Source organism: Cylindrospermum stagnale PCC 7417 (assembly GCF_000317535.1).
GTDB classification, from domain to species: Bacteria; Cyanobacteriota; Cyanobacteriia; order Cyanobacteriales; family Nostocaceae; genus Cylindrospermum; species Cylindrospermum stagnale.
In genome coordinates, this window is the sequence record NC_019757.1 from 2936402 (window position 1) to 2959526 (window position 23125).

At 43.7% G+C, this 23125-nt stretch carries 17 protein-coding genes; 9 read left to right on the top strand and 8 right to left on the bottom strand.

All coding sequences use genetic code 11. From position 1 onward, the window contains the following. Window positions 1-21 precede the first annotated feature (21 nt). From CYLST_RS11875 to CYLST_RS11885, 3 genes are read left to right on the top strand one after another with little or no spacing between them, the layout of a single operon-like run. Window positions 22-2736: a TnsA endonuclease C-terminal domain-containing protein gene (locus CYLST_RS11875; protein WP_015207964.1), complete on the top strand. Its 2715-nt coding sequence runs from the start codon at window positions 22-24 to the stop codon at window positions 2734-2736. A gap of 2 nt (window positions 2737-2738) precedes the next feature. Next, window positions 2739-3908, top strand: coding sequence for an AAA family ATPase (locus CYLST_RS11880; RefSeq protein WP_015207965.1), 1170 nt, complete (start codon window positions 2739-2741; stop codon window positions 3906-3908). Between the two features lies 1 nt (window position 3909). Next, window positions 3910-5478 (top strand): TniQ family protein, encoded by a 1569-nt coding sequence (locus CYLST_RS11885; protein ID WP_015207966.1) that lies wholly within the window; start codon window positions 3910-3912, stop codon window positions 5476-5478. Between the two features lie 666 nt (window positions 5479-6144). Here CYLST_RS11885 and CYLST_RS11890 read toward each other — a convergent pair. Together CYLST_RS11890 and CYLST_RS11895 are read right to left on the bottom strand one after the other, a co-directional pair. After that, window positions 6145-7170, bottom strand: coding sequence for an ABC transporter permease (locus CYLST_RS11890; protein WP_015207968.1), 1026 nt, complete (start codon window positions 7168-7170; stop codon window positions 6145-6147). A gap of 142 nt (window positions 7171-7312) precedes the next feature. Beyond that, complete coding sequence (locus CYLST_RS11895) at window positions 7313-8965, bottom strand: ABC transporter substrate-binding protein (RefSeq protein WP_041233076.1); 1653 nt, start codon at window positions 8963-8965, stop codon at window positions 7313-7315. A gap of 803 nt (window positions 8966-9768) precedes the next feature. Here CYLST_RS11895 and CYLST_RS11900 point away from each other — a divergent pair. The 6 genes from CYLST_RS11900 to CYLST_RS11925 all read left to right on the top strand — a co-directional run bounded on the left by CYLST_RS11900 (window position 9769) and on the right by CYLST_RS11925 (window position 15804). Then, window positions 9769-10095, top strand: coding sequence for a hypothetical protein (locus CYLST_RS11900; RefSeq protein ID WP_015207970.1), 327 nt, complete (start codon window positions 9769-9771; stop codon window positions 10093-10095). A 561-nt stretch (window positions 10096-10656) separates the two neighbouring features. After that, window positions 10657-12189, top strand: a complete 1533-nt coding sequence (gene psbB / locus CYLST_RS11905) for a photosystem II chlorophyll-binding protein CP47 (protein WP_015207971.1) — start codon at window positions 10657-10659, stop codon at window positions 12187-12189. 150 nt (window positions 12190-12339) lie between these two features. Beyond that, window positions 12340-12444, top strand: coding sequence for a photosystem II reaction center protein T (locus CYLST_RS11910; RefSeq protein WP_015207972.1), 105 nt, complete (start codon window positions 12340-12342; stop codon window positions 12442-12444). 478 nt (window positions 12445-12922) lie between these two features. Beyond that, window positions 12923-14059, top strand: coding sequence for a 30S ribosomal protein S1 (locus CYLST_RS11915; RefSeq protein WP_015207973.1), 1137 nt, complete (start codon window positions 12923-12925; stop codon window positions 14057-14059). Between the two features lie 137 nt (window positions 14060-14196). Further along, a complete protein-coding gene (locus tag CYLST_RS11920; protein ID WP_015207974.1) occupies window positions 14197-14931 on the top strand; it encodes an HAD family hydrolase in 735 nt (244 codons plus the stop codon). 288 nt (window positions 14932-15219) lie between these two features. Beyond that, window positions 15220-15804: a Uma2 family endonuclease gene (locus CYLST_RS11925; RefSeq protein WP_015207975.1), complete on the top strand. Its 585-nt coding sequence runs from the start codon at window positions 15220-15222 to the stop codon at window positions 15802-15804. Window positions 15805-15878: 74 nt separating this feature from the next. Here the strand turns inward: CYLST_RS11925 and CYLST_RS11930 are convergent, their stop codons facing one another. The 6 genes from CYLST_RS11930 to CYLST_RS35895 all read right to left on the bottom strand — a co-directional run bounded on the left by CYLST_RS11930 (window position 15879) and on the right by CYLST_RS35895 (window position 22761). Next, window positions 15879-16220 (bottom strand): hypothetical protein, encoded by a 342-nt coding sequence (locus tag CYLST_RS11930; protein ID WP_015207976.1) that lies wholly within the window; start codon window positions 16218-16220, stop codon window positions 15879-15881. A 363-nt stretch (window positions 16221-16583) separates the two neighbouring features. Further along, window positions 16584-16739, bottom strand: coding sequence for a hypothetical protein (locus CYLST_RS34435; RefSeq protein WP_015207977.1), 156 nt, complete (start codon window positions 16737-16739; stop codon window positions 16584-16586). A gap of 41 nt (window positions 16740-16780) precedes the next feature. Then, a complete protein-coding gene (locus tag CYLST_RS11935; protein WP_015207978.1) occupies window positions 16781-17224 on the bottom strand; it encodes a hypothetical protein in 444 nt (147 codons plus the stop codon). Between the two features lie 18 nt (window positions 17225-17242). Then, the gene (locus tag CYLST_RS11940) at window positions 17243-17584 is read right to left on the bottom strand and encodes a hypothetical protein (protein ID WP_015207979.1); all 342 of its coding nucleotides are present in this window, start codon (window positions 17582-17584) and stop codon (window positions 17243-17245) included. A gap of 102 nt (window positions 17585-17686) precedes the next feature. Beyond that, window positions 17687-18103, bottom strand: a complete 417-nt coding sequence (locus tag CYLST_RS32280; protein WP_015207980.1) for a hypothetical protein — start codon at window positions 18101-18103, stop codon at window positions 17687-17689. 17 nt (window positions 18104-18120) lie between these two features. Continuing rightward, entirely contained in the window at window positions 18121-22761 is a 4641-nt protein-coding gene (locus CYLST_RS35895; protein WP_015207981.1) for a hypothetical protein, read from the bottom strand. Window positions 22762-23125: the final 364 nt, after the last annotated feature.

Genomic DNA, 23125 nt, shown 5'->3' on the forward strand with positions numbered 1-23125 from the left:
CAAATTTCAGGGGGAGAAAAAATGCTCACACCTGACGAGTTTGATAGCTGGTGTAGTCGTCAAAACCTATCGCTACTAGGGCGCAAAACTCTCGCCGACATCCGTTCAAAAGAACCTGCACGGCGTGTAGGAGGAGGGAGAAAAAATGTGTCAGGTTTTTACCCCAGTAAAAAGATGGGGCAAACCATCCAATTTGAGTCCCACAAAGTCGAGCTTCCCTTCATTTACTCACTGGAGCATGATGAAGATATCTTAGAATTTTACGACCAACCCCCTGCATTCAAGATTAATTATCAAGGAGTCTCTGGGCGAAATATTGGATTCTTTTACACCCCAGACTTTTTTGTCATCAGAACAAACAGTGCTGGTTGGGTAGAGTGTAAAACTCTAAGTGAACTCAAATCGCTGATTTTTAAACACCCCCATCGTTACAGTAAGGGAGAAGATTTGAAGTGGTATTCGCCACCAGCATCTGAACACGCAGCGCAGTTTGGATTTGACTTTCACATCCAGTCAGATGACCAAATTAATTGGGTTCTATATCGCAACATTACCTTCCTAGAAGACTATTACCGAAATTGTGTTGATAGTATAAATCCGAATCAAACACAACTTATAAGAGCAATAATTCAGGAACAACCTGGAATAACTCTTCGGGAATTGCTATATAAAGCTAATAAAGTTAGTGCAGATGAAATTTACCAACTGGTTGCCACTGAAAAAATTTATGTGGATTTAAAGGCAACCCTCTTGGTTGAGCCAGAACGGTGCAGAGTTTTTTGTGACCAACTTTCGGGAACAACTTACAACTTGATGGTTTCGTCGCAGACCATCGCTGATTCTATCAGTTCCCCAGTTATAAATTTGATTCCCAACACGCCAATTAATTGGGATGGTCAAAGCTACAACGTGGTTCAAATTGGTCATACCGAGATTACTTTGCGTGCCAGAGAAGGAGACTTTATTGATTTGCCCATTTCTGAGTTTGAAAGTAAAATTCGGCAAGGAAAAATCACAGCTTCTCAACTCCAACAGTCCAACTGTAACGATGACCAAATAAAGTCTATTCTGCTCCAAGCCAGTTCAAAAGATTTAGAAGAGGCTAATCACCGCTACAGAAGTATTGAACCAATATTGCTGGGACAACCACTAGAGAATTCCACAATATCAGAACGTACCTTAAGGGATTGGTTAACCAAATATCGGCAAGCACAACAAAAATTCGGCTATGGGTATATCGGGCTTTTGAGTTGCTCTAATAAAAAAGGCAACCGCAACCGAAAGCTACCCCAACAGACCTTAGAATTAATAGACAAGTTCATAACACAAGCCTACGAAACGCACAAACAGAAGCGCAAGTATGAAGTCTATGGAGCTTTTAGCAATGCCTGTGTAAGCGCCGGAATTTCCCCAGACCAAATTCCCAGCTACAAAACATTTATTAACGAAATAAAACGGCGTAGTGGTTGGGAACAGACAAAGGCACGCGTTGGACATCGGGCTGCCTACCCACAAAAACCTTTTTACTGGGAATTAGAGCTAACGACACCGCGTCACGGAGACCGCCCTTTTGAGGTTGGTCATATTGACCACACAAAAATGGATATAGAGTTACGGTGTTCACTTACAGGTCAAGTTCTTGGCAGACCTTGGGCAACATTTTTGGTGGATGCTTACAGTCGTTCAATACTGGCGGTTTATTTGACTTTTGACCCTCCCAGCTACCGCAGCTGCATGATGGTGCTGCGGATTTGCGTGATGCGTCACTCTCGCCTACCCCAAATAATTGTGACGGACAACGGCAAAGAGTTTCACAGTAACTATTTTGAGAGCTTGTTGGCTTTGTTTGAGTGTACACTCAAACATCGTCCTCCTGCTGCTTCTCGATTTAGTGGAGTTTGTGAACGCCTATTTGGAACGGCAAACACCCAGTTGCTCTACAACTTGGCTGGTAATACACAGATTACTAAAAAAATTAGGTTGATGACCAAATCTGTCAATCCTAAAAATTTGGCAGTTTGGACACTTGGCTTATTGTATTTATATCTCTGCGAATGGGCTTACTCTGAGTACGACACAACAGAACATCCGGCATTAGGAATTTCTCCAAAACAGGCTTTTACTTCAGGAATATCCCAGTACGGAAGTCGCGCTCACCGACTAATACCTAATGACGAAACCTGGAGAATTTTAACCTTACCAACGACACAATCCGGGAAGGTAAAAGTGCATCCAGCTAAAGGGATACAAATAAGGAGCATTCACTACTGGAATTCAGCCTTTCGTGACCCTTTAATCCAGAAAACTGATGTAGAAGCCAGATATGACCCGTTTGATGTTGGAATTGCCTATGCCTATATCCGTGGTCAATGGGTTAAATGTATTAGTGAATATTATGCAATTTTCAAAGGACGCTCAGAAAAAGAAATTTGGCTGGCGACTGCTGAGTTACAAAAGCGTAACTCTAACCATGACAAACAATTAACAGTGAGAGCTAAAAAGTTAGCGGAATTTTTATCAACTGCTGAAGCAGAGGAAGTTTTACTCACGCAACGTTTGCGAGATGCTCAAGGTAAGGAAGTATTTCAAGTTATTAATGGAGTCAGGCAAAAAGAAAGTTTTTTGGAGCAATTGAATATCGCAGAAGAGATTAACAATAATAACTCAGAATCGTCTCCTACATCCGAAAATATAGCGATTAAACCTCATCGGCTTCAATCTTTCGATTCTTATTAATCATGTCTAAATCCTCTAAATTCCCTCAATCTCTACTGTTGCAATCACCGCTAGTGCGGTTGGCTTTCTTCGATAACTATACAATGGCACACCCTCGGTTAGAAGAAACCTTCAATTTACTCAAGCTTTTGGTTAGTAATTCTGGTGAATCACGAGTTATTTTTATTTACGGGCCAACTGGAGTTGGTAAAACAACCCTGCGGCTGCTGATTGAAAAGTGGCTGATTGAGACGAACCAACACGAATTAGAAGCTGACAGAGGTTGGTTGCCAGTTGCATCAGTTGAGGCAGTAGTTCAAAAATCTGGACTTTTCAATTCAAAAGATCATATCAAACGCTGCTTATTTGCCCTTCATGAACCATTAATTGACCAGAAAATAGACTATGGGACGCGAGGTATATATCGTAATAGCAATGGGCAAATTGTTATTGAATCAAAAGTTATTGAAACTGACTTGGGATGGGCATTAGAACAAGCTCTCAAGCATCGTAAACCCAAAATTTTTTTTATTGATGAAGCTCATCACATGCTGATGATAGCTTCCGGGCGCAAGCTCACAGATTTACCAGAAGCTATTAAGTCCCTTGCCAATAGAACAAGTGTTGTGCATGGGTTAGTTGGCACCTATGAACTGCTCACCTTACACGATGTAGGGGATCAATTGAGTCGGCGTAGTGCCTATGTACACTTTCCCCGCTACCGTGCTGACTGCACCCAGGACAGGGAGATATTTCAAAGCGTGGTGTGGGGTTTTCAACTGAATATGCCCCTTGTTGAGGAGCCGGATTTAGTTTCTCATTGGGATTACTGTTATGAGCGAAGTCTCGGCTGCGTAGGGATTCTCAAAAATTGGTTTCAGAATGCGCTCTTCGATGCCATGACTGAAGGTGCGAACACCGTTAAAATTCAACATTTAGAACGGCGTGCCCTATCTGTTGCCCAATGCCGGAACATTCTCAAGAAAATTAAGGAAGGTGAAAACAATCATGCACAAATTGAAGCAGAAGTTTCTCAACTGCGTGCAGAACTTGGTTTGCCATCTTTAGGAGCCGTTGCAGATGATTCGGAGTCACAGACATTGAAAACTCTACAATTAGGTACTCAAAAAGGACGTTTAAGAAGAAAACCTGGACAACCCAAACCCAAGCGGCATCAAGTAGGCAATCAGTAATATGCTCTCCGAGACGCTCAAACTTTACCCGTCGTGGGATATTGAGAAAACTGCCATCCCACAAAGAAGTCGCTTATATCATCTAGAGCCAATTGGTATAGGAACTCCTGATGTAGAAAGCTTAACAGGCTATGTGCAAAGACTTGCTCATGAACATTGCGTCACTGTTAGACGGTTGACTATAACCGAAATTGCCCCACTTATGGGCAAAGAAGCAAAATTGCAAGATGAAAGTATTAGCAAAGTATTTGGGACTGGCAGAGATAGAACAGCGTTTAATGGAACAGGGTTGATGGCAACTAATCTTGTGGGTGCAATGTCTGCTCTAACTAGGCGTTTGGACTTGCACTACCTTACCCTGTTACCTTGGGCGCAGGTCATTTCTAAAAGAGGCTTGCTCCGTCGTCACCGGGCTTGGTGTCCCAAATGCTACCAAGAATGGCATGACAATCACACAAGCGTTTATGAACCACTTCTCTGGTCTATCAATACTGCCCAAGTCTGTCCTTACCATCATCAACCGTTGCAAGAGCAGTGTCCTTACTGTCATCAACAACAACTGACAATTTCTGGGGACTCCCGAACCGGACACTGTAATAAATGTGGTAAATGGCTGGGAAATAACCGACACAAAACTGTTGTCACAAGCCAGATAAAGTCAGAAGCAGAACAGAATCGGCAATTGAATATAGTTAACAATTTGGGAGAGCTAGTTGCAGTAACACCTACTCTCAATTCTCCTCCTAATCTTCAGAAAGTTAGTAATACAATTTCTACCTACATTTTGCAAGTTTTGAAATCTAGTATCCCTGCATTTTCTCGGCAATCTGGGATGAATAAGGCAACAATTGGTTTGTGGTGTAAAGGAGAAGTAATACCTCAAATTGATAATCTTTTGGTTTTAACTCACTATTTGGAAATATCGCTGTTAGATTTCTTAACAACAGACGTATTATTAGCTGACTCAAAAAACATTTTTCTGGAAACGGAACTGAATGTAGTTAAGCAGCCAAGAAAATCTTATAAGCACTTAGATTTGGAGAGAAAACAAGTTTTAAATGTAGTTCTAACAGAGGTACTCAAGGAATATCTTGCACCTTCTTTGGAAAATGTGGCACTTCGTTTGAGATATCGTCCTTTAGTTCTACAATATCATTTTCCTTCTTTATGTGAGGAAATAAAAATTAGACATACTGAGTACAGAAAGGTAAGTCAACAGCAAAAAATACAACCTATTCTGGAAGCAGCACTCAAAGAATTTCCACCTCCTTCACTTCTTTCCATTAATCGACGACTTGGCTATAAAAATAACAGCTATTTATACCGATATTTCTCTGAACTTTCTCGCGAAATCTCTAAGCGGTATAAAGAGTACCAGAAAGCTAGTGGGCAAGAGAAAAGAGAACGCATATGCCAAGAAATTATTGATATTGCTCAATTTCTTCATGAAACAGGACACAAGCCGACTCAAGCTAGGGTGACTAAGCTTCTCACTAGGCCAGGAGTCATGCTGAGTTGGTATGCTAAGAAGACTTTACGTGATGTTCAAAGCTCTCTCGGCTATGAATGAACATGATCTATACCGGAATGAATGGCACGCTTGTTTATTTGGAAGCATAATTTTGCCGAAATCAATTGGAAGCATAAGCACGTAAAAACGGCAATCTTATCCTTCCACCGACAGCAGCAATACTTTCTGTCTATCTTGCCCCTCATGACACGCTTGCTAGATTTACCCCTTCACCTAAAACTTGTATCCCTTGCTAAACAAGGCTTTCCCGATTTGAATCAATTTAATTCACGGGTATTGTATTGTACTTAAGCGTATCTTAAATACCATTCGGATATACACATCATTATGATAAGTTCTAAGACTTAACCCTCTAACCCAAGTTAGAGAAAACTAAACCAAAAGTATAGTGTTGGGAAAGCGATTTTTTTCGGGGGAGATGGGTCAGATAATTGGGGACAATAAGGTTAATCATCCCAAAACTCTTGAAACTTGGTAGATGCAAGTTGGGAGCATCTCACTTTTTAAAGAAATGTCAAACAACGATATTCCAAATGCCGTCATGCCCATCACCGATACAAGTGACAGTGCTAGCCATCCAGTCGCCAAGATACTTCACCCCAAAAATAAAAAAACCGCTAAACTATAGAGTTTGACGGTTTTTATTGTGGTGTAAGTCCTGTTAATCTGACAATTAGCACGGAGAGTGCTAACTACGAACTTTAATTAATAGCGAATTCGTGGATCTACATAAGCATTTAAAATATCAATTAAAATGCTGGCACTAACAACGATCGCACCGAAAAAGACTAAAACCCCCTGTACAGTAGGATAATCGCGGTCTGAGATGGCTTGATACAATCGATTCGCTAACCCAGGCCAGGAAAACGTCACCTCAGTTAAAATCGCCCCACCTAGCAGAGAAGCAAAAGTTAACCCCAACACCGTAATTACGGGGATTAAGGCATTCTTCAAGGCATGGGAGACTAAAATCTTATTTTCACTAATTCCCCTCGCTCTAGCCGCTTCTACATAATCCGCTTCTAGGGTTTGCTCTAAATTCACGCGCACAATTCGCTCAAAAATACTGCTGAGTAATATTCCCAAGGTGAGACTCGGAAGGGCGAGATGATGCAAAGATGTGAAAAACTGGCTGATGTTACCACTTAACAGACTATCAATTGTATACAGCCCAGTGATAGCAGAGGGAGCCGGCAGATTTGGCGGAAAACGGTTGGAATTAGGGAACCAACCTAGTTGAACCGAGAACACCAACTGCAACAGCATACCCGCCCAAAACATCGGGATGGCGTAGGTGATAACGCCAAACAACCGCCCACCCACATCAAGATATGTTCCAGGACGAGAAGCCGACACAGTTCCAACTGTAACACCGACGACAAGTGCGATCGCCATACTAAAGACAGCTAACTCTACCGTCGCTGGGAAATATTGCCCAATTATCTCCCCAACATTCTGTCCCCGACTCGTTAAAGAAGTTCCCAAATCAAAGCGCAGGATGTTTCCCAAGTAATTTAAATACTGTAACCATATAGGCAGGTCTAAACCCAATTGTTTTCTTAATTCCTCCTTAGCACTTTCTGGCGCACGTCCACCGAGAATTGCATCAGCTGGATCTCCCGGTGTTGCTCTGAGTAACAGAAAGACTATTGTAATGATAGTTAATAGCTGAAGTGGCGCCAGCAGCAAACGGGAGACAATGTAATATTGTAAAGCTTTAGAACGAGACATAACAATTCAAAATTCAAAATAGAGCCTACGGCTCCCGTAAGGGATACAAAATTCAAAATTTAAGAGTCAATGGTCAAAAGTTAATGCCAATGACCAATGACTAATGACCAATGACTAATGACCAATGACTAATGACTAATGACTACTTTTTAATAGTCTTATAAATCAAGTTTTGGGTGGGGTCAAGTTGGACACCGCTCACACCTTTTTGGGCAAATACAAAGTCTTTGTTTTGCCATAAAGGAATATAAGGTAAATCAGTCACTACTTGGGCTTGAATATCGGTAAATATCTTCTTTCTAGCTTCGGGGTTTTGTTCCTTGCGTTCCTGATCAATTAGCTTATTTACAGCTTCGCTATAGTAAAACGAACCCTGACCCTGACTACCACCATCTTCGCATCCTTTATCGACCGAACCTTTTGAACAAGATAAAAATGGTTGCACGTAGTTATCTGGATCTAAAAAGTCTGGATACCAATCAAGCAAAGTTGCCGGATATAAACCTTTGGGGCCTTCTTTAAAGAAAGTAGCCGATTCTGCGGGTTTGACTTCAAATTGCAGCATTCCATCCAACTTTGTATCAGCCAGGGCTTTAATTGTTTGCGCTGCTAAACTGCGAGTTGGTGAACTTGAAGGATACCAAATTTGTACCTTTGCCGGATTTTCTTTGGAGAAACCAGCAGCAGTTAAGGATTTTTTAGCCTGCTCAATGTTACCATCACCATATTTATCTTTAAATAATGGCTGAGAAACATCAAAGGTGGTGGGAATCATGCTGTAAAGTGGATCAGCTTGACCAAATAAAGCGCGTTCCATAATTAGGGGACGATCTATTAAGGATGCGATCGCACTCCGAACCTCTGGTTTATCCAACGGCTTCTGATTCCGGTTCAACACCAGATAACTGACTACGCTACCCTTAGCGCTGATTGCCTGCCATTTATCATTGGTTGCATCTTTAGTTAAGCTGCGAATTTGATCAGGTTCCAGAGACAAGTAAACCACATCCATTGCACCAGTACGGAAGGCATTAAACAAATTAACTGGACTGGTTTGGATTTGCACGTTGACGCCTTTATTGGCTGGTTTTTCCCCCCAATATTTATCGAACACGTCAAATCTCAGTGAATCAGTGCCATACTGGGCTAATTTGTAAGGGCCAGTCCCCACAAAGATATTCGGCTTAAATTTGCCAGCGCCAATTTCGTAAGCTTTGGGTGAAACTGCACACACTCCAGAAAAAGCCAGCAGAGAAGGAAACGCCGCAAAGGGTTTTTTCAGCTTGATGGTTAACTCATTATCGCCAGTGGCTTTCACCGAAGCCACCGCATCGGATAGCAAGAACGAGGGTTTACCCTTATTTTCGATAAAGCGCTGGATGCTAAACTCCATTGCTTTGGCGTTGAAGGGAGTTTGATCATGAAAAATTACTCCCTGACGTAGGGGAATAGTGTAAGTTAAACCATCTTGACTGACTTTGGGTAATGCTGTCGCCAGTTGGGGCTTAATTTCTGTGCTTCCCGGTTCGTAGGTGTAAAGGCGATCGCTCATATTAAATACTAAACCCAAAGATGCCAGTTCATAGGCATCAGCCGGATCAAGGGTTCTGGGCTTTGATGTCGTACCCACAGTAATGCGACCATCACCAAGGGGAGTATTCACAGAACCAGATGCTGGGGTAGTTGTCTGTGGGCGAGGAGTGCAACTAACAATCAAAAATAAACATAGACAGAAAAAAGATAGGAATTTTGTAATCCGACTCCACTGTCTCATGGACAAAGAAAACCAAGTCATAGAATCAAATTTTATTTAATTAGCGGTCAGTAATCTTACTATATCTGTGACTCTGATGCTAAATTTTTCATAATTCATTAAGTTCAGGCAACACATTCTGTTATGTAGCCAGACACAACTCAATATAACTGTGTCCGTAATCGGGAGAATCTGTTGTAGATACTTTCCTCGAACCCTCGCTATTTAAATTTAATGGCGTTTACCCTAGGCATCTTAGAGGTTGTCTGAAAAGTTGTTTGTGATAAATAAAACACTCGTAGATCCCCCCAACCCCCCTAGCCAAGGCAGGCAAAAACTTCTCAAAGTCCCCCTTGGCTAGGGGAGCCGGCGCGGGGAAAGGGGGTCTCCCCCATGAGCGACTGGCGTGGATTTAGGGGGATATCGATCAATTTTGATACGAATCAGACATCCTCTTAGTCAAAAATCTTATTCTGGTTACTAAACTTTACATTTAAGTTTATTTAAGATAGGGTAGTGCGATAAACAGTCGGTAATTTAGTCTGTTTAGTGACCAAAATATTAACGTAAATATAGAGTTCGACCTAGGTTGATTAAGGAAAAGTTTTTATTTAATTAAAATTGCCAACATAGGCTAAATTTGTCGTAAATTCATAGTTATCAGGTAATAGGTTGGTCAAGCTTGGATAGTAGCTCAATAGTCGTACAGCAGGGGTTTTGCCTGTTGCTACTTGGGTGAGCGCTACATGGCTTTACTTACGCATCTCGTTTTTTATACATCAGCGACTGAGATGATGTTCATATTCTGAACCGCAAATTGAGAGTCTAAAAGTGAGACCAAGACAGTGAAGTATTTCTTTCTATCTGAGGGATGGGCAATTGGCAGAGTGTGGGCATCTGATGGACTATGGCAGATAACCGCATGGCGACGCCAACCAGATATTCAGCAATTGAATATTTGTCTAATGGAAGAGAACGAATTGCTCTGGCTTTACCGAGTTGAAGATGCAATTTTAACCGTAGAAGTCAAGCCAATCACACCAGTAAGCGCTAGTGATGCCATTGGCCAAGTCGTGCTTAAGCGTTTGATAAATGCCGAGCAGGTAATCGAACGCCTAGGTGCAGCCTCGGCAAAGTGTCAGTTGCAAAACATCCAATTGATGGTGCAGTAGCTTTCGGTAGGGGCCAGGGGGCAGGGGGAGAAGGAAGACAAGGGGAGAAGAATTTATTTCTTTGCCCAATTTCCAATGCCTCCAACTCATAAAAAATCAGAAAATTTCATCTCTGACAGAGATTTGTGGAGAAATTCAGGCGACAAGCTACGTAGTCGCATCTATTTACACGCTTGCAAACAGTGCCATCAATAGTTACACTTTTTAAAACATTCTCATTTTTGCTTGGTAATTGCGTAGACGCCCAACAGGCGATTTCCTGAAAGCTAGCACGTCCTATCGCCCAAACGTCTTCATTCTGAACCCGCTGGGGCTAAAAGGCGATGGCGCAAAGCGCCCGCCAAAGGCGCGCATCTTCACAGGATAGAGCTAAGTAAAGCGAATAAGCATTGCCAAACCAGCCACAACTTCTAACTCATTAAGACTTAAGCTGTGGTAAGAGTCAGGACATTGGCAATAACAAAAACTCAGAGAGTTCTCTAAGTGGCGGATTCCGTCCTTGGTAAACCTCGGTAAGAAACTTGCTTTGTAAACATAATTCATCGAGGAGGAGCGTAGTCAATGGGACTACCCTGGTACCGAGTACATACAGTCGTTCTGAACGATCCAGGTCGGCTGATTTCTGTACACTTGATGCACACTGCTTTGGTAGCAGGCTGGGCCGGTTCGATGGCACTATACGAACTGGCTATCTACGACCCCAGTGATCCAGTTCTTAACCCAATGTGGCGCCAAGGGATGTTCGTTCTCCCCTTCATGTCACGTTTGGGCGTCACCGAATCTTGGGGTGGTTGGAGCGTAACAACTGCACAAGCAACCGATCCTGGTTTCTGGTCATTTGAAGGCGTTGCTGCGGCTCACATTGTTCTTTCTGGTCTGTTATTCCTAGCTGCTGTTTGGCACTGGGTTTACTGGGATTTGGAACTCTTTAGAGACCCCCGCACTGGTGAACCTGCCCTAGACTTGCCAAAAATGTTTGGCATTCACCTGTTCTTATCTGGTCTTCTCTGTTTTGGTTTTGGTGCTTTTCACCTCACCGGACTATTCGGCCCGGGGATGTGGGTTTCTGACGCCTTTGGTGTAGCTGGCAGCATCCAGCCAGTAGCACCAGAATGGGGTCCTGCTGGGTTTAACCCATTTAACCCTGGTGGCGTTGTGGCTCACCACATTGCCGCTGGTGTTGTTGGCATTATCGCTGGTTTATTCCACCTCTCAGTTCGCCCCCCTGAAAGGCTCTACAAGGCCCTGCGGATGGGTAACATCGAAACAGTACTTTCTAGCAGTATTGCTGCGGTTTTCTTCGCCGCTTTCATCGTAGCTGGTACTATGTGGTACGGTAACGCTACCACCCCAATTGAATTGTTTGGTCCTACCCGTTATCAATGGGATCAGGGCTACTTCCGTCAGGAAATTGAGCGCCGCGTCCAAACTAGCGTTGCTCAAGGCGACACCCTGGAAGAAGCTTGGGCAAAAATTCCCGAAAGACTTGCTTTCTTTGATTATGTAGGTAATAGCCCCGCTAAAGGCGGTCTATTCCGCACAGGTGCTATGGACAAGGGCGATGGCATTGCTCAGTCTTGGCAAGGCCACGCGGTATTCAAAGATTCTGAAGGTAGGGAGTTGACCGTGCGTCGTCTGCCCAACTTCTTTGAAACCTTCCCAGTGATTCTGACCGACAAAGATGGAGTTATCCGCGCTGATATTCCTTTCCGTCGGGCAGAATCTAAGTATAGCTTTGAACAATCTGGCGTTACTGTCAGCTTCTACGGCGGCGATCTGAATGGCAAAACCTTTACAGAACCAGCTGACGTGAAGAAGTATGCCCGTAAGGCTCAAGGCGGTGAAATCTTTGAATTTGACCGGGAAACCTTGAACTCTGATGGTGTATTCCGCACCAGTCCTAGAGGTTGGTTTACCTTTGGACACGCTGTATTTGCTCTACTATTCTTCTTCGGTCACCTCTGGCATGGCTCTCGGACAATCTACCGAGATGTGTTTGCTGGTGTTGAGGCGGATCTGGAAGAACAAGTTGAGTGGGGTCTGTTCCAGAAAGTGGGTGACAAGTCAACCCGCCGCCGGAAGGAAGCTCTCTAACGTCTAGGTAATGGGTAATGGGTGATGGGTAATGGGTAATAGTTTTTACTAATTACCTTTTTCCCAATTACCAGTTACCAATTACCTTTTTCCCAATCCCTAGGCTTGGTACACTAAATGTCGCTAGCTAGATAAATAGGAACTTATAATATGGAAAGCGTTGCATACATCTTGATTTTGACCTTGGCCGTAGGTGTTCTCTTTTTTGCGATCGCATTTCGCGAACCGCCTCGCTTTGAGAAAAAAGATAAGTAGGTTAACACCAGACTTCTAAGGAAAAATAAACCTTCTATCCGTTGTTACTGAGCATGGTAGCAACGGATATTCGCGTTTGTGTATTTTTTAAAATCCTCAAATATTGCCTCTTACCTCTTGCCTCTTACCTCTTGCCTCTCGCCTCTTGCCTATTACCCATTACCCATTACCCATTACCCATTACCCATTACCCATTACCCATTACCCATTACCCATTACCCATTACCCATTACCTGTTACCTTTTACCTGTTACCTTTTACCTGTTACCTTTTACCTGTTACCTTTTACCTGTTACCTTTTAATAATTTTTTGATTTGTGATATAATTTTCTATCTGGAAGTTAATATGTGATAATACTAGCTTTTCTGCGCTACGATAAAAACGGATGTAAGTGTAGACTACTATATGAAGCGCTTGCAAATACATCGAGAGTTGTGGCAAAACCTTTACGGAGACTAGAACCAGGAACGAATCAGCATGGTCAATCAGAACTTAACCGCTACAGAAATTGGATTTACTCACGAAGATTTCGCTGCTCTACTTGACAAATACGATTATCACTTTAGCCCTGGTGACATTGTGCCAGGAACTGTCTTCAGTATAGAGCCGCGCGGCGCTCTGATTGACATTGGTGCTAAAACAGCAGCATATATACCCATACAAGAAATGTCTATTAACCGGGTGGATAGCCCGGAAGAAGTCTTACAATCAAACGAAACACGGGAATTTTTCATTCTCACCGATGAAAACGAAGATGGTCAGCTAACCCTCTCGATTCGTCGGATTGAATATATGCGTGCTTGGGAGCGAGTACGGCAGTTGCAAGCAGAAGATGCTACTGTTCGTTCTGGCGTGTTTGCGACTAATCGTGGTGGAGCATTGGTAAGAATTGAGGGACTGCGCGGCTTTATCCCCGGTTCTCACATCAGTACTCGCAAACCGAAAGAAGAATTGGTAGGTGAAGAACTACCATTGAAATTCCTAGAAGTAGATGAAGAACGTAACCGCCTAGTTCTCTCCCACCGTCGGGCGCTGGTTGAGCGTAAGATGAACCGCTTGGAAGTTGGCGAGGTGGTGATTGGTACTGTTCGCGGTATCAAGCCTTATGGTGCCTTCATCGACATCGGTGGCGTCAGCGGACTATTGCACATCTCGGAAATATCTCACGAGCATATTGATACACCCCATAGTGTGTTCAATGTCAATGATGAAGTAAAAGTCATGATCATTGACTTGGATGCAGAAAGAGGTCGGATTTCTCTGTCTACTAAACAGTTGGAACCCGAACCCGGTGATATGATTAAGAACCGTGATTTGGTTTACGATAAGGCTGAAGAAATGGCAGCTAAGTATCGGGAACAGCTGCTAGCTAAACAGCAGGGTGCTGCGGCTGCGCCTGCTGCATCGGTGGAAGCTGTGGAAGCTTTAGCTGAAGAAGATATCCCATCAGCAATGGAAATTGAGGAAGAGATTCCATCAGCAATGGAAATTGAGGAAGAGATTCCATCAGCAATGGAAATTGAGGAAGAGATTCCAGCAGCAACGGAAACTCAAGAAGAGATTCTAGCAGCAACGGAAACTCAAGAAGAGATTTCAGCAGCTATTCAAGAGTAATAGATTTGTAGTTGCAGATAATTGCAACTACAAGCATCAAATCATGATATCAAGAGGGAAAATCCCTCTTTTTTTTATGGAGAATAGCTTTTAGCGATTTTCAATTTTTTTGAATTGTTTTAGCGGGGTGGAATATTTTGGCAACTATTAAATGTAGAAACATCACGTTTGCGAATATCCAAGGGATTTTGTTTGATAAAAATGGGACTTTAGAAGACTCAGAAGTGTATTTGCGATCGCTTGGACAAAGAGGTGCGCGGATGATCGACGCCCAGATTCCCGGAACTGGGGAACCGTTGTTAATGGCTTTTGGGATAAATAGCGATCGCTTAGATCCCGCCGGTTTAATCTCTGTAGCCAGTCGCAGAGAAACAGAAGTAGCAGCAGCAGCTTATATAGCCGAAACTGGTAGAGGCTGGTTTGAGTCCTTAAAAATCGCCCGTCAAGCCTTAGACGAAGCCGAACAATTCATTGGCCAAACTCCCTCACCGCTGTTTGTCGGTAGCTTGGAAGTCTTGCAATCTCTCTCAGCAGCAGGGTTAAAACTCGGCATTCTTTCAGCAGCCACAACTGAAGAAGTTGAGAAATTTGTCGCCAATCACCAGTTAAGCGATTACATCCAACTGGAAATGGGAGTAGATGAAGGGCCGAGTAAACCAGATCCAATACTATTTGTACAAGCTTGCCAAGCTTTGGGAGTCGAACCGGCAGCTACATTAATGGTAGGTGATTCCGTCGGTGATATGCAAATGGCGCGTAATGCTAAAGCCGCCGGTTGCATTGGTATCACTTGGGTGGGTAAGTCAGATCATGTCCGAGGTGCAGATGTGGTGATTAACCAACTCGATGAAATTCAAATTGTCGAAGAATAAAGATTCTCGTTTGGATGCAACGCGGGGTAGTACAGCCGTGGCGAATGGAATTCGCGGCTACACAAACAAAGTCCGCCTCCGCGGACTAAGGAAAAACTAGATATTTGAAACCCACGGAGGCGGTCACTGAGCGTTCGACTGAGCGCTCACGCCGAAGTCTTGCCGAAGTGTGGGTTTTGCCTGTGTAGACGCGGTTTCTAACCGCCCTTTTAAAAATCATATAAATACAGATATGTCAAGTTAAAAATGTTAAGATATTAATTACTCCTCACAGTTGCTAAATAAGCCATGCAGAACACAGAAACAACCTTAAAACTGCGCCTGTGGACAGTTGACGAGTACCACCGGATGGCTGACGCTGGCATTTTTGGTGCAGATGAACGTGTGGAACTTCTAGAAGGGAAGATAATTTGGATGATTGCTAAAGGAACAGCCCATCGGTCAGCTGTGGGGAGAACAGATAGATTACTGCAAAATTGTTTAAGGAATATTGCTCTGATATGTGTTCAAGACCCGGTAAAGTTAAATAATCGGTCTGAACCAGAACCAGATATTTCTGTTGTGAAAATAGACCCGCTAGACTATGCAGATCATCATCCCACCCCTTCAGAAGTTTATCTAATTATTGAAGTAGCAGATAGCAGTTTGAAGTTAGATTGTGAAACTAAAGCTAAAGCTTATTCTCAAGCGGGAATTAAAGATTATTGGGTGTTAGATGTGGTAAAACGTGAGTTGCATATTTTCCGCGAACCAGGCGAAGAAGGTTATCAAAGTGAAGTGATTTTGCCAGAAGATGGGATTGTTTCACCTTTAGAGTTTCCTGATTTGCAGATTGCAGTTTTAGAGATGTTACCACCTGTGAGTGGGTTTTAGGTAAAAGTGTATTTCCTGTTCGTCAATGCCCATTGCTCTTCCATATGTGAGTTTATCAGCCCCTGACTTTTGAGCTAAATACGTTGGTAAGGCTGATCTGTTGCCTTGCTCAATGCTGCTAGCAAGCTATCCACTAGGTGATCACGCTCATGATAAGTGTAACCACTCATGTAATCTGCGCGGAACCCATAGAACAGCATCAGGCGTAGTTCCAATATGTTTAAATGCCAAATCCCGCTCTGGCGGTAGGCGGTTTCCTGGGTTTCACCCCAAGTCATCAAATCAAAGCCCAATTCCTGAGCGATCGCATACCCATCGATCAACCTGGCAAATTGCCGCCACGCCTGATCATCAAATTTTTCTGTCAAGGTGAACACCTGCACCTGTGCCTTAACCACAGTTTTTACAAGTTGCATTTAGGGAACCTCTGTTAAATGAGCATGATAGAAGCGACCATCAAAGTGTTAGAACTTTAAACTGGGTTCAATAGAGTTAACTCGGTTTCCATCTGACAATTTTCAGTCTTGATATTTATGGGCTTTTGTTCTTTCAGAATTCACCCAGGGAATCACCGTATTTTTGTATCCGCCATTATTTGGCAGTTTATTTTCATAATCACAGGCTACAACTGCTGGTACACCTTCCGACCAGAGATATTGAAGTATTCTTGAAACTAAGGCAATTTGATTTTCTAAAGAGACAGTTTTCGTCTCGTCAGGAAAAATCTCAATGATCTGCTGGAAGTACAGAAAGCCATCGGGGAATTGTTGACGTTGGATTCAGTCAAAGCTTAAGTTCTTAATGACTAAAATTTCATTATCGTCAAGAAAAAAACTAGCATTATAGTTTTTTTGAGATAACAGACGCCGCAATTTTTCTGCTAGTTCATTCTCGTTTATGTCGGCATAGATCATGCAAGCTAAATCGTCAGACACTCTATCATCTCATGTCTCTCATTATTTAGCAATTTTTGCAATTATCCACTCACCCTTTGTTTGATCTGTTTAGCGATGTCGAAGAATTCTGTCCACCAATCTTCCTTAAGCGCGTCTTTCTGATATTTTGTAGCTCCTTCGATCACTGTCTGAAAGTAACGGTTCATCAAGCGGTCAAAAGCACTATCGCTGAGATAGATAGTATCCAACGGGTCAAATATCATCACACCCTCAAAGGGTTCGTCACCAGGGTCAAGGTCTTCTGGAAACATGAATCCGCTGTATTCTTGGGTGCGTCCATGTCTGTCTAAGACGCCAGACGCAATAAAACGCACCAGGCTTGGCCAGAACCGCGTAGTGAGGAAGTCCTGTAGTACCCTCAGTTTTGGTGGAACGTCCACCACTCTGAGTCCACTATATTGTGGTGTCTCCTCCCAGATAATTTTCAGGCTATCAACAAGTTGATCTTCAATGTGTGTGTTCATCAGCCCCTGACTTTTGAGCTAAATCCGTTGGTAAGGCTGATCTGTTGCCTTGCTCAATACTGCTAGCAAGCTATCCACTAGGTGATCACGCTCATGATAAGTGTAACCACTCATGTAATCTGCGCGGAACTCATAGAACAGCATCAGGCGTAGTTCCAATATGTTTAAATGCCGAATCCCGCTCTGGCGGTAGGCGGTTTCCTGGGTTTCACCCCAAGTCATCAAATCAAAGCCCAATTCCTGAGCGATCGCATACCCATCGATCAACCTGGCAAATTGCCGCCACGCCTGATCATCAAATTTTTCTGTCAAGGTGAACACCTGCGCCTGTGCCTTAACCACAGTTTTTACAAGTTGCATTTAGGGAACCTCTGTTAAATGAACATGATAGAAGCGACCATCAAAGTGTTAGAACTTTAAACTGGGTTCAATAGAGTTAACTCGGTTTCCATCTGACAATTTTCAGTCTTGATATTTATGGGCTTTTGTTCTTTCAGAATTCACCCAGGGAATCACCGTATTTTTGTATCCGCCATTATTTGGCAGTTTATTTTCATAATCACAGGCTGCAACTGCTGGTACACCTTCCGACCAGAGATATTGAAGTATTCTTGAAACTAAGGCAATTTGATTTTCTAAAGAGACAGTTTTCGTCTCGTCAGGAAAAATCTCAATGATCTGCTGGAAGTACAGAAAGCCATCGGGGAATTGTTGACGTTGGATTGAGTCAAAGCTTAAGTTCTTAATGACTAAAATTTCATTATCGTCAAGAAAAAAACTAGCATTATAGTTTTTTTGAGATAACAGACGCCGCAATTTTTCTGCTAGTTCATTCTCGTTTATGTCGGCATAGATCATGCAAGCTAAATCATCAGACATCGTATCACCTCGTGTCTCTATTTAAGTGGGATAGTGGGTGTGGAGTCGAATTTGCCTCCGGTATTAACGAGAGTGACTTGCACTTTATCTTCTGGCATTTGCAAGATACGTGCAATCGTTTTGCGTATCTCTCGTAGGTTAGGTCTGGCATCACCACCAAAGATTCTTCCGTCTTCAATTGCTACCCCCATTGTTTTTGCTTTAGCTGAACCAGGGTTGGGTGTGCCAAAACTCTTTTTAAGAGCTGCGTTGAAAGCTTCTTGAGACAACCTGACAGCAACATCAAGATCGGTGTCTGGTCCAGGTTGTACACGCTTGAGAACAGGCTCCAGTACTCCATTTACAAAATCCATACTGTATCCGCGTACACGACTGCCTTGCACCACAATATCGCTACCATAGCCTAATCCGGCAGCCATTTCTCTCGCAGTTTGGGATGCTTGCACAAAGAGTTTTTCTGGTATACCGATTGGAATACCAGTGTTACGTGCCTGTTTAGCTTCTTCCAATATGTTGAGTAAGTCATTGGGACTCAATCCAAATTTCTTAATCTCCTGCAACAAAACCGGCAGATGTGCTGGATTAGAATCTTCTAATGCTGTAAATAAGCGTATAAGCAGTTCTGCGTCACCAACCTCATCTAGTAAACTCTTCAGACGGGGCGCAGTCATTTCTGGCATTGTCATCAACGCCTCCAGACTGGCTACTGTCATGTTCTTCGCTTTCAGGATTTCCACCAGTAGTGCTGGTGTCATATCTTTAAGCTTCAGCAGCCTCGCAATGTCTTCGGTGTTTCCGACTGCTTTCCAAATAGCTAAGATTTCGTCAGCATTTTTAAACTCATTCCAGAGTTTGAGAATATCATCGGCATTTTTAATCTCACTCCAAAGTTTAATGATGTTATCCGCGTTTTTAATCTCATTCCAGAGTTTAAGAATCTCATCAGCATTGCCAATAGCACGCCACAACTTCAGCACATCATCGGCTTTATTAATCGTCTTCACTAAGTTGAGAACGGTTTCTACATTACCAACCGTGTCTATCAGTTCGATTACCTTCTCCGCATCGTTGACTTTATCTAATAGTTGAATTAGTTTTTCGGCATCGCCAACCTTATCCAGCAGTTGGATTAACTTTTCCAGGTTGGGTAATTTGTTGATCAAGCGGATAGCACGCCCAACTCCGCCTACACGCTTGACAAATTCACTCAGCCGACCTAACTGACCAAATACACCCAGCCGTTTGAGAATACCCGTACCGGCAAACGCCATGATTAGCTCAAAAATAGCCTTACCAAACAACTGGCCGCGCTCACGCCAACTCAGGTTGGGCTTGGTAAGCATCTGATACAAGAAGTAACCCGCAGCAATCACGCCAGCGATTATACCGATTACTAGCAATACCTTTCCGACAAATGCCAGCACCGCACCGATGGCAGCCATCACCGTTGCGCCCCCGATGACCAACGCCACCACCGCAATCACTAGCACGACTGCAACGACAGCGACGACTATCCAGAAAAGGGGCGTCTTCATTGCCTCCCAAACCGATTTGAGCATCTCCCATGCACCAAGCACTAGCCCTTCAAAGACGCCAGCCACGAAATTCCAGATAGACTCAAAGATACCGGGGTTAGCTGCACGCGCTGCCCGCGAATCAATGTCAGAGGAGAAATTACTGAGAACGCTGTCCTGTTTTGTCAATGCGTTATCTACTAGCTCAGTAATTTCTTTACCCTTTTCGCTCAGTTGCTTTTCCCATTCGCTGTCGCTCTTATCAACAGCTTCTTGCAACTTGCTCTCCACTGCCGTTGTCACCGCTTTCATGCTTTCTTCGCCTTTACTACTGGCTTCTTGCATCTTGCCCTTAGTTTCATCGGCGACCTTACTGGCATTAGTTTGAAAGTCGTTACCAACTTTTTCCACGGCGCTGATGAGCGTCTGTGCCTGCCCAGTGGCCTCGCCTTGGGCGGTTGATGCCGCTTGTGAAAAGCTACTAATTACCTGGGTGACAAAGTTTTGCTGTTCGTTCTGCTGTGCAGTCTGCGCTGCCAACATTTCAGCACGGGCATCTTGTACGAATGGTGCATACCATCCGCCTTCCTTCACCTTTTCAGCAAAGTTGTTCAATTCGTCAGAGGTGCTGGTGGTCTGGGCGTCAATCTTTGCTAGCGCATCCTTTACACTTCCATCTAGGGGATTACTTAAGCCTGGAGCCAGTTCGCGCACTTGGGCGGCCTTGCCTGCCTTGTCGGAACTCAATTTGGTTACTAGATCATTCGTATCTTTACCAAGCTGGGTGGCGGCGTCATCTGCCATTGTTTGCAGGCTTTGCAGCGTCTTGTCGCGGTTATCCAGAATTTTTTGTTTTGCATTGCCTTGTTGCTTGTCAAATTCTCCAGCAATCTCCCCTGCTTCCCCACGGAAATGCCCTGCCATCCCGGTGGCTTTTTCACGAACGCTGCTGGCAATGTTGTTACCCATTTCCAAGAATTTGCTAACCAGTTTGGGAACTTCATTGTTGATGTTGCCAGCGATTTCCTTACCCTTATCGCCACCACTGTATTGAGCAGATTTTTCATTACCAATTTGCTGCGCCCGCTTTCCGCGCTCGGTACTACCCTGTTGGGCACGCTGGGCTTCTTGGTTGCCCAACATATCAGCTTTTTGAGCTTTTTCTTGACCCTTGTTCAATATTGCCGTCTTCTTGGTGGTAACGGCAGTTTCCAACTGGGAAATTTCAGCATCAGCGGCGGCGTTGACTTTAGCACGTTCGGCTTCCAGCCCAGTGTAAATAGATTGTCGTTGGGCTTCGCCTGTACTCTGGATGCCTGTGATCACCTGATCATAAGTACCCTCAACCCGCAATGCCTCAGTCTCAACCATTTGCTGAATGCTTTGCTTTTGTTGTTCAGCGGCGCTGGTGATTTGCGCCTTTTGTTGCTCGGCGTTAGTGAGTAGTATTGCGTGCTGTGTAGCGAGTTCCTGAATTAGGGAGGCATATTCCGGACTCAGCCCACCGGCATCGGTGCTAAATTCAGGTGCAGAGGCAGTAGCAACTTGGGGCGCGTTTGTGTTGGTTGCCGTCCCTGCAATACTGGTGGAGCTAGCAACACCACTGCTTTGATTTGTACTCACACCAGACTGTACGGTTGTACTCTGCTGAACTGCACTATTTGTAACAACTTGAGCCTGGCTAGCATTTTGTATTGGGACTGCTATCTCCTGCCCCATACCATTTTCGCTAGGTGGTTGCAAACTATTGCTTTTAGTAGAATCTCCAGACTTGGATTGAGAAGTGCTGATATTATTGGGATCTGAATTTCCTTCAGACGGTACTCCCGATGTATTTGAATTAGTTTCAGCAGGAGTAAATCCGTTGGGAGTGACTTTGTCTGTATTCACCAGAGAATTCGCCACAGAAGAACTGCCTTCAGTTGTATTTTTACCTGATGCAGTTTCAGCTTCTTCTTCAGGTGAGCGTTGGATGAGTGGAGTGATAAATGCTGCTGATTTCTGATGGTGTGGCTTGAATAGGTTTTTATTCAAGGCAATTTCCAGGGTTTCGCCTGGGAGGATCTTTGGCTCCAGGGGGTCTTTGCCTTGTATCTCCGGAATTCCCCCACCTGTTTGACTCCCCAAACGATTCTCTAAGCTGGGAGTTGCCGAGGTTGTATCACTGTTTCCTGACCTTTGAAGCGTTTTGTCAGTCAGGCGTTGAATTGGTTGCTCTTGGGCAGTTGATGTCTCTTTATGAGAGTGGTTGTCTAAATATTTAGCTTTATTACCTGGAAGGGCATTCACCTGGTTAATGTGTTTTGGCTGGAGCAAGGGCAGTTGTGTAGACTCTAGATGATCTTGTTTAGAGGTAAAGAGTGGTTCCTTGTTGGAATTTACTAGAGTTTCTTTAGTTGATGCTTTGACTTCAGCCATCCGCTGAACGAGTTCTGACAAGCGTTGAACGAGTGGGGTGATGGATGCCGATAAAGGCTGTCGCTGTTGGGGTTGCTCTTGTTCCTCACCCTGGCGCTGAATTATTTGCTCTTTAGTCGTTGGTGTGTCCATTGACATCACCCGTTCTGCCATCGAGTCTGTCTCTTGCTCGTATTTATCTCCGGTCGAGCCTATGGTGAGTCTGGAGGAGAGGAGTGATTTTTCTGTCTCGCATTCTGAGCAGGCACGTTGAACAGTTCCTCCATTCGGCGAGTTGGCATCATCATCACCATTATCCCCTAACTCACTCAGACGCTGGATTTCAACAGCCTCAGTCGCTACTTCCTCAACTTTCTCGAATGGCTCTAACGTTGGATTTTGTTCTGGGGATAAATCCGTGTTGGCTTGAGGCTGGATAGCAATCGGGTTTGATGGGACTGTTTCTTGCTGATACATATCCCCAGGCTGACCTAGGGTCAACTTCATCTGAATTCTTGGTGTTCTAGCTGGGGATGGGCGGGGCGTAAGTTTTAAGCCATCTAGAAAACCACTTTGATACTGCTGTGCCTCTTCCTTTTGAGTCTGTTCTTCTGGCGTTTGGTCTTGTTGAGGCGTTACTTCTTCGGTTTTGGGCAGAACACCAAAGCCACGCGGTGCGAACCGATTTGGTGCTGGTGTGTTCTGAGAATTTGATTTTCTGGAAGTTCTGTGTTGCCTGTTATACATTTTCTTAAATCTTTAAGTAGAAGCTGATTCAGGCTGGATACCAAAAGAGTGTGGTTTGATTTGACTCTCTAGACTCTTTTTGGGAAACGGGATTTCCGAAACTGTTTTTTTGCACCCTTTTGTAGTCCATATCTTGCCTAGCTTTTTACTTAAAGGTAGGAAAGATTTTTGTCATTTTGTTAATCAGTATATCCCCTATTTATTTTGTTATATTTTTCTCTGAGGAAAGTAAAAAAAGCTTGATATTAGGACTTACGCACTGTACAAAATAACAATCTTGTGTATCAACGTAAATACGTTGTTTCAGGCTTTTGTCAATCACCCTTGATTGGTTGCAATCGCAAAAATCCCATTGAATAATCTA